General features: G+C 47.2%; 10 protein-coding genes. 6 read left to right on the top strand and 4 right to left on the bottom strand.

Annotation, left to right across the window (positions count from 1 at the left end; all coding sequences use genetic code 11):
* From ABGY95_RS03805 to ABGY95_RS03780, 6 genes are all read left to right on the top strand, one after another.
* On the top strand, positions 1-558 hold a 558-nt coding region (locus tag ABGY95_RS03805), incomplete at its 5' end, for a hypothetical protein (RefSeq protein ID WP_347440378.1).
* Between the two features lie 684 nt (positions 559-1242).
* Positions 1243-1572, top strand: coding sequence for an IS3 family transposase (locus ABGY95_RS03800; RefSeq protein ID WP_347440377.1), 330 nt, complete (start codon positions 1243-1245; stop codon positions 1570-1572).
* A gap of 9 nt (positions 1573-1581) precedes the next feature.
* Positions 1582-1758, top strand: a complete 177-nt coding sequence (locus tag ABGY95_RS03795; protein WP_347440376.1) for a DDE-type integrase/transposase/recombinase — start codon at positions 1582-1584, stop codon at positions 1756-1758.
* A 33-nt stretch (positions 1759-1791) separates the two neighbouring features.
* A complete protein-coding gene (locus ABGY95_RS03790; protein ID WP_347440375.1) occupies positions 1792-2067 on the top strand; it encodes an integrase core domain-containing protein in 276 nt (91 codons plus the stop codon).
* A gap of 396 nt (positions 2068-2463) precedes the next feature.
* On the top strand, positions 2464-3459 hold the full coding sequence (locus ABGY95_RS03785; protein ID WP_347440374.1) for a trypsin-like peptidase domain-containing protein: 996 nt from the start codon (positions 2464-2466) through the stop codon (positions 3457-3459).
* A 22-nt stretch (positions 3460-3481) separates the two neighbouring features.
* Entirely contained in the window at positions 3482-4498 is a 1017-nt protein-coding gene (locus ABGY95_RS03780; RefSeq protein WP_347440373.1) for a PDZ domain-containing protein, read from the top strand.
* Positions 4499-4574: 76 nt separating this feature from the next.
* Here the strand turns inward: ABGY95_RS03780 and ABGY95_RS03775 are convergent, their stop codons facing one another.
* From ABGY95_RS03775 to ABGY95_RS03760, 4 genes are all read right to left on the bottom strand, one after another.
* Positions 4575-5843, bottom strand: coding sequence for an adenylosuccinate synthase (locus ABGY95_RS03775; RefSeq protein ID WP_347440372.1), 1269 nt, complete (start codon positions 5841-5843; stop codon positions 4575-4577).
* Between the two features lie 7 nt (positions 5844-5850).
* Entirely contained in the window at positions 5851-6348 is a 498-nt protein-coding gene (locus tag ABGY95_RS03770; RefSeq protein WP_347440371.1) for a hypothetical protein, read from the bottom strand.
* Between the two features lie 20 nt (positions 6349-6368).
* Entirely contained in the window at positions 6369-7526 is a 1158-nt protein-coding gene (carA, locus tag ABGY95_RS03765) for a glutamine-hydrolyzing carbamoyl-phosphate synthase small subunit (protein WP_347440370.1), read from the bottom strand.
* A 130-nt stretch (positions 7527-7656) separates the two neighbouring features.
* On the bottom strand, positions 7657-7986 hold the full coding sequence (locus ABGY95_RS03760; protein ID WP_347440369.1) for a hypothetical protein: 330 nt from the start codon (positions 7984-7986) through the stop codon (positions 7657-7659).
* Positions 7987-8024: the final 38 nt, after the last annotated feature.

Genomic DNA, 8024 nt, shown 5'->3' with positions numbered 1-8024 from the left:
GTGTATGATGGAAGTAAAGAGCCTCTGGTTATTGTTTATTATTACATTGGAGTTCCAGAGCGTGCCAACTTTTTGTTGGCTGGTGGAGTGAGTGATAGAGTTCCTAGCTGGCAGGTGAAAGAATTACTCTGGAATGCGGCACATAAAGCTCGTGAAAAATCGGATGTATTCGACCAGCTAGATGGTTTTGTAGGACAACTCTCGATGCGCCTTTTTTGGGTAGAAGAAATCCTGCGTGAACTGATAGTTACTACTGTGAATCCTACCTTTGATAAGAAGGAATTACCAAATGGCAAAGCTGACAAACTAGTCGGCATGCTAGACTTTGCCGCTAGGGTTAAGTTTACTCAGCGGTTGGGTTGGCTTATTTGCGGAGTTTTGCTAGTAGGTGCAGCAGGTCTATTGGGTCTGAAACGAAAACTATATTTCCCAGAGAATCCTAGCCCTAGTCGACTCGGCGGTGATGTTGGGGCAAAGAGTGGCGGTGTACTTAGTTACCGTAACCGCCATCAACCACCGTCTGCACAGCGTGAGCAATTAGGTAAAGATTTTTTCTAGATATTTTTATTCATTAGTTGCTTAAGGTATTCTCAGCCAAGCCTGTATTTGAATGATACCGCTTGATTTGCAATTTCCTAGCGGCTAGCTTTCTGCAAATTGACGACTTTAGGTTAAGTTGAGACTGCTCGGCTTTGTGGTTGATTCTTTGGTCTAGGAGTGTGGTTACGTACTCCAATTTGTGCTGTTGTAGCCCGTGGCCTATTGGATGAATGGTCGGAAAATGCTCCAATCTGTAGCGTCTTTGTGTTTGAATATCCCAAGATGCCGCTGTTGCTTTGGTTACGACGAATTCATCGCTGACTGAGCGTTGAACCAATCGATTAGGAAATCTTACAAAGGGATTGGTGGAGATTGCCTTATGTAGACAGGGTTGTGCTTTATAGTTTAAATGAAGGTCCTGTTGCCTCATAAATAGAGCACACCGAAGCTCTCAAGGGGATTCGCTCAATAAACGACATCGCCCAAGAGAATGATGTAGCACCGTCCCAGGTCAGTCATTGGAAAAGGGAGTTAGAATCTCGAATGGTTGAGCTTTTTGAAAGCTCTAACACCACCAAAAAAGAGTTGAAAAAACTCGAAGCCAAAAAGCTCAGATGGAGCGTAAAGTGGGGCAACTCGTATAGAGAAGGACTTTCTTCTAAAAAAGTGCGAACAGCTGGGAATCGATGTGAGCGAAAAGCTATGATTGATACTCAGCACGCTTTATCACTTAGGCACCAATCAGCTTTGCTAGAGGTCAACCACAATCGCTTAAAGCCCAAAAGGGCTAAGATCATTGAGGAGGATCATAAAATCATACTGCATCTCGATGAAATCCACTTCAAGTACTGCCACATGGGGCAGCGCAACTTGATTCACGAACTCAGAGACAGAGGTTATGAAGTAGGGAGGAAGCGAGTGCGTCGCTTGATGAGATTGCTAGGAAAGGAAGCAATGATTCCCAAGCCTAACATCAGCAAACGTGGGGATGCGCACAAGATTTACATACCTCTTTCAGAGACACTTCTGTGACGGCTGCGGATGAAGTCTGGTACACTGACATCACATATATACAAATGCCTAGAAGGTCATGCCTACTTGATTGCTGTGATGGACTGGCACACGCGTGCAGTACTTTCATGGGAAGTGTGTAACACGATGGATACAGCATTGTGTCTCCGAGCATTGCGCAAAGCCTTCAAGGCTACAGGTCGGTAGCCTAAGATCTTCAACACCGATCAAGGCAGCCAATTGAGTAGTAAAGAATGGGTGGGAGAAATTGAATCTAGAGGGATCAAAGTGAACATGGACGGCAAAGGATGTTGGCGAGACAACGTGTTCATCATACGCCTCTGGCGGAGCATCAAGTATGAGAAGCTTAGACTCTGGAGCTACAGCAGCGTACCAGAACTAGATACTTGTGTTGATGACTGGATGGAGTTCTACAACCACCGAAGAGGGCACCAATCGCTTTCAAACCAAACACCATGGAGCTACTACCAAGAAGCTCAACGGCACACAGCTTAAACCCGCCTAAGGCAATAAAAGCAAACGACACAAATGGATTACCAAAGTATGCTAATCACCAACAATAACTCGTCATCGATAGGGTAGTCAGGATTTTAATATACACTGTAAATCAGTGGCGACGTTGAGGAGGCCACTTCATTTTTCGATTCTATAGGAAAACTATTTGCAGTATGGGGAAGTAGTGGCATAATCAAATCGTCCTCGCAAGGGGACAAGGCGATCCGATAGGTTCACTGTTCTTTAAGGTTAGGGGGTTTCCTTTAGAGCGGTCTATCGGGTCGTTTTTTTATTTTGTCTTATGGTTTAAGTCATCGGGGAGAATTTACTCAAATGGGTTATTGAAACCCTGGTGGCATAAGCTATCTTGTTTTGGTCTATAGAATTTGTAAATTGATGAGATTTCTAGGAAAACTTACGTTGTGTTTGTGGGTCGCAGCTTTAACGACCTCCCTTTCAGCCGAACGCCTTCACGTAAACGATAAAAAGGTGCCAGAGAGTCGTGAGGATCTTGTTGCTATTCAGACGTCTCTGCAAAAGCATTTGGCTGTAGCACGCCAAGCGACGGTGTGTATACAAGTGGGGCAGGGGTCAGGCTCGGGGGTAATCGTTTCCGAAGGTGGCTTGGTGTTGACGGCTGCACACGTTATTTCTGGTGTTGGAAAATCGATGAAAGTAGTGATGGAGGACGGCACAAAATACGAAGCTAAATCTTTAGGGCTGCATTCGGAAAATGACGCAGGCATGCTTCAAATTCAGAGTGAGAAAAAATTTCCATTTGTTCGATATGAGAATAAAAGTGCTAATAACCTACCAGAGAGCCGCGTCGGTGATTGGGTGTTTGCGCTAGGGCATTCAGGAGGTTTTGATAAAGCACGAGGTTCCGTTGTCCGTTTAGGTAGGATGGTAAAAGTAGCCGATACTACGGTGCACTCGGATTGTGTATTGATTGGTGGTGACTCCGGTGGCCCGTTGTTTGATATGAACGGGGAGTTGATAGGGATTCATAGCCGTGTGGGGCGACGCCTCGCTCAAAATATGCATGTGCCGCTGCAGGTTTTCCACACTTATTGGGACTTGCTGGAGAAGGGGGAATTTATTGGTGATGGAGCCTTCGCTGTGAAACAAAAACCAGGAACAGGTTTCATGGGTGTGGCAGCAAAAGAGGTAGATGGGGTGCTAGAGGTGACACAAGTCGAGCCTGGCTACCCAGCTGAGCAAGCTGGCATTGAGGTTGGTGATCTTCTGACATCAATTAATCAAGAGCCTTTGAGATCCAAAAATCAGCTGAGGGGCTTGATGAAAAAACTTGCAGATGGCGATCATATAAAGTTGGGTTATTGCAGAGATGGGAAATTCAAGAGTGTCGATCTTAACCTAGTGCAACGCTAAACAAGTGAACTTAAAGACAGTGATGAAGCGAACATTTGGATTGGGTGGAGCAATCAGTATGGTGCTGTTGTTGTCGTGTTCACAGATGATGATTTGGGCTCAAGCTAGCTTGCCTACTGACGAGCGGACTAATGGCAAAGAGGTGCGTGCTGCCTTTGCTGAACAACGTGCGGCTATTCAAAAGTGCACAGCCGTAATTTACGAAGGGAGTAAATTTTTTAACTACGGAATAGTCGTAAGTGAGGACGGATACATTCTCGCTAAATCGAGCGAATTTGAGGGACGGGACAATTTATCTGTCCGTGTTGGTCAGACGAAGTACTCGGGCTTAGAGGTAGTGGCTACAGACCCACGTTGGGATGTGGTTCTGCTAAAGATTGACGCTGAAGGGTTATATCCAGCGATCTGGGCTGAAGTGAGTGACTTGGCTCAAGGTACGTGGGTCGTGGCCAATGGCGCCACGAGCCGTAGCTTGCGACGCGTGAATGTCGGTATCGTTAGCGCCAAAATTCGCGAAGTCAAAGGTAGTGCTCCTGCTGTGATAGGAGTTTCGTTTAAGTCTGATAAAGGATCGTTAGAGATAGGACTGGTGACTCCTGACACAGGTGCCGAAAAGGCGGGTCTCAAAGCTGGGGATGTTATTAAGAAATTCGGAGGAGATGTGGTGACATCTCGTGAGGCTCTGATTGTGCGTGTCCGTGATTTCATGGCTGGTGAAAAAGTTGCCATTGAATTTGAGCGTGGCGGTGACTTGTTGCAAGCAGATGTGGAACTCATGCCCAGAAGTGCTGCCTACAAAGAAAAGAAGTCACGAAACGACCAAATGAGTGGAGATTATTCCAAGCGTAGAGATAGTTTTCCCCGTGTGTTACAAACTGACATTCCATTCAGTGCTAGAAATATTGGTGGGCCTTTGCTTAATATGGATGGAAAATGTGTGGGGATGAATATTGCTCGCGCTAACCGGGCTGAAAGCTTCGCTATACCAGTTGAGGATCTTAAGAAGGTTTTAGCTGAGTTAATGATGGAGGTACACTAGTTTTTACCATTTTAAATCACAAAAAAGGCGTCACTTTTAGGTGACGCCTTTTGGGTTAAATGGGGAAGTTTTAAAACTAGACTATGATTGTCTGCTCGCGCTCTGGTCCGTTACCGATGAAGCTTACTGGTGCTCCAACGAGTTCGCTGAGGCGATTAAGGTAGGTTTTAGCGTTCTCCGGGAGGTCATCCCAGCTGCGTGCAGCAGTGGTGTCGCTCTGCCAACCTGGAAGCTCTTCGTAGATTGGAGTCGCTTTGTCCCAGCCTGAGCGAGTCGCTGGTGGGAATTCGTGACGCTCGCCATCGATGTCGTACGCGACACAGATTTTGAGCGATTCACGTTCGTCCAGTCCATCGACGATAGTCACAGCGAGGTCAGTAACACCGTTTACCATTACGGCCATGCGGAGAAGTACTGTGTCGAGCCAGCCACAACGACGGGCGCGACCAGTGGTTGCGCCAAACTCCATGCCGCGTGCGTGGAAGTAGGCTGAAATGTCATCGTTTTCAGTGGGCATTGGGCCTGATCCAACACGAGTAGTGTAAGCTTTGCAAACACCGATAACGCGCTCAATTGCTGTAGGTGGGAGTCCTGATCCTGTGCATGCTCCACCAGCAGTTGTGTTGGAGGATGTGAGAAATGGGTAGGTGCCAAAGTCGATGTCGAGAAGTGAACCTTGTGCTCCTTCAAAAAGAATTGTCTTCTTTTCTTTCCACGCTTTGTGGAGAGTTGGGATCACGTTTGTTACGTGTGGTAGAAGGCGTGCAATCGCTGGGCGAACCTCGTCAAGAACCTCGTCGGTCGTGAATGTTGGTAGGCCGTAGCGAGTGAGTGTTTCATTCGCTTCCTGAAGGCGGATGTCGATGAGTTCACGTGCAGTTTCTTCGTCGTGGAAGTCAGCAAGGCGAAGGCCAATACGGTTTGCTTTGTCAGCATAGGTCGGGCCGATACCGCGCTTGGTTGTGCCAATCTTGTTCTTACCAAGAGCAGCTTCGCGAGCTGCATCGAGCTCACGGTGGTAAGGTAGAACAACGTGTGCACGGTCAGAAATGAGCAGAAGCTCAGGAGTGATAGTGATTCCTTGCTCTTCGAGCGTGGTGATTTCTTTACACAGACCAACGGGATCCATGACAACACCGTTACCGATGACACATGTCTTGTTTCCCCAAAGAATACCTGATGGTACTAGGTGAAGTATGTATTTTTTGCCGTTAGCGAGCACAGTGTGACCTGCGTTATTGCCGCCTTGGCCACGTGCTACGAGATCGGCTGATTCGGTAAGGTAGTCAACGATTTTTCCTTTTCCTTCGTCGCCCCATTGGAGACCACAGATGATGGTGTTCATATGAATGTTACTTGGTTGAGATGCTGAGGCTTTTTTGAATAATCGCAAACATGCGCTCAGCCTCTTTGCTGTGCTGGAGTGCCATCTGGGTGATCACACAGATGGTGTCGCTGCCTTTCTTGAAAGTGAAGAGCAAGGACTCACTCGGGATATTGTTTTTACTAAATAAAATGTATCGGCCAACACGGGCTTCACCAAAAAGCGTGCGAGTGGCAGCCTTGTGGGTGAGTTCGGTGGCTTTATCTCCAAACTGCTTGAGCAAGCTTTGGCTCATCTTTTCTAGCAATTGCTTAGGAGTGATAGATGAACCATAGTTTTGCACCATGAAAAGGCTGTCGTAAGCATTTTCAATACGCAGGGTTTTGATCTTGTCGCCAGTGACAGTGACTTTTTCTGAGTCTCTGTGCTGAAATCTGAATCCGTTAGCCTCGTAGGTTTGTTCAGCCAGGAGCAGTCCTGTGTGGCTTGCGAATGCTAAGCAAAGTTGAACGAAGTGACGGAGCATTATTTTCGGGACTCTGAGATTTATCCCTTGAAGTGTTGAATCATTCCAGCAAATTCATCGAAGAAGTACTTCGCGTCGTTTGGTCCTGGAGCAGCCTCTGGATGATACTGTACTGAGAAGGCTGGGAGCGTCTTATGACGGAATCCTTCGACAGTGTCGTCGTTGAGGTTAATGTGAGTGATTTCTACGTCATCAGGAAGGCTGTCAGGATCAGTGGCAAAACCGTGGTTTTGAGCTGTGATAGAGATCTTGCCTGTGCGGAGGTCCTTCACTGGTTGGTTTCCACCGCGGTGACCAAACTTGAGTTTATACGTGGTGCCGCCAAATGCGTGAGTGAGTATCTGGTGACCAAGACAGATGCCGAAGATTGGTTTTTTGCCAAGGAGTTTCTTTACTTCGGAGTGAATGTAATCTAATGCAGCTGGATCACCAGGGCCGTTAGAAAGGAAAATTCCGTCAGGGTTAAGAGCGAGGATGTCCTCTGCTGTTGTACGAGAGTTAACAACTTCTACATCGAATCCAGCCTGACGCATAGAGCGAAGGATGTTGTACTTGATGCCGAAGTCTAAGGCTACGAGTTTGTACTTTACAGGCGGAAGTTCCTCGTAGTGACCTTCACGGTTCTGAGACGGGCTAGGGATGTTCCAGATTCTAGATTCTTTGTCCCAGCGGTAATTACAGTCAGTAGACACTTCCTTTACGAAGTCTGACCCTGCCATAGCTGGGGCATCTTTTGCTGCTTGGATTGCTTCCTTGGCGGTAAGTTCTGTGGAAATACAGCAACGCATTGCACCAGCGTTGCGGAGATGCTTGGTTAGTGCACGGGTGTCGACTCCTTCAATTCCTAGTATCTTGTGTTCTAAAAAATAATCACCGAGTGATTGGCGTGAACGGAAGTTAGATGCAACTGGTGAGAGTTCTCCAATAACTAGACCTCTAACGTGAGGCGAAGCGGACTCCGCATCCTCCGGATTGACTCCGTAGTTTCCGATTAGTGGGTACGTCATCGTGACGACTTGACCGCGATACGAGGGATCAGTAATTATTTCCTGATATCCAGTCATTGATGTATTGAAGCAGATCTCACCGGTAGTTGTAGTTCCAGTGTGACCAAAGGCTTCACCTTCAAAGGTGCGGCCGTCTTCAAGTGCGAGTATGGCTTGGTTAGTAGCTTTCATAGGCGCCGTAGCTGGCGCACACTAGTGGGCAAGTCTCGCCTGTGCAAGCGGGAAGTATCGCGAATTTTAAGATTATTAAAGAACGCTGGATTTGCCCCAATTGCCAAGGGGCGAAGTACAAAGTTGGAGGCTATGCCGCGGCAGCAATTATTCTATATATCCAAAGGGATACACAAATGATGGCTGAGAACAAAAGTACGAAGAGTAGAGCGCTACGCGCCTGATGACGACGTTCATTCTTGAGCTCGCCCTTGGTGAGTCGATTTGAAAAGTCGTTCTCGCGCCGCCGCTGAGTCAACTCATCTGGAGCTGGCATAGTTTGTAAACGCTCTTGTTGTTCCCGTTGAAGCTTTTCAGGAGCTTCCTTGATAAAGCTTTGGAGCTCATCAATCTGAGCTTGGAGCGCGTCTTTTTTGCGCTCGATCTCAGCAAAGTTTTCTTTGTTTTTTGAGCCGAACATGGCTTAGCGAACTAGATAGACAACAAAACCAATCAAGG

The organism is Rubritalea sp. (assembly GCF_039830215.1).
Classification (GTDB): Bacteria; Verrucomicrobiota; Verrucomicrobiia; order Verrucomicrobiales; family Akkermansiaceae; genus Rubritalea.
The sequence above is the reverse complement of the archived record's forward strand: the minus strand, read 5'-3'. Positions and strand labels throughout refer to the sequence as shown.

Excerpts from the sequence above, each read along its gene's own strand:
- ABGY95_RS03800 (WP_347440377.1), top strand. The coding sequence starts at position 1,243 with ATGATTGATACTCAGCACGCTTTATCACTTAGGCACCAATCAGCTTTG.
- ABGY95_RS03795 (WP_347440376.1), top strand. The coding sequence starts at position 1,582 with ATGAAGTCTGGTACACTGACATCACATATATACAAATGCCTAGAAGGT.
- ABGY95_RS03785 (WP_347440374.1), top strand. The coding sequence starts at position 2,464 with ATGAGATTTCTAGGAAAACTTACGTTGTGTTTGTGGGTCGCAGCTTTA.
- ABGY95_RS03780 (WP_347440373.1), top strand. The coding sequence starts at position 3,482 with ATGAAGCGAACATTTGGATTGGGTGGAGCAATCAGTATGGTGCTGTTG.
- ABGY95_RS03775 (WP_347440372.1), bottom strand. The coding sequence starts at position 5,843 with ATGAACACCATCATCTGTGGTCTCCAATGGGGCGACGAAGGAAAAGGA.
- ABGY95_RS03770 (WP_347440371.1), bottom strand. The coding sequence starts at position 6,348 with ATGCTCCGTCACTTCGTTCAACTTTGCTTAGCATTCGCAAGCCACACA.
- carA (WP_347440370.1), bottom strand. The coding sequence starts at position 7,526 with ATGAAAGCTACTAACCAAGCCATACTCGCACTTGAAGACGGCCGCACC.
- ABGY95_RS03760 (WP_347440369.1), bottom strand. The coding sequence starts at position 7,986 with ATGTTCGGCTCAAAAAACAAAGAAAACTTTGCTGAGATCGAGCGCAAA.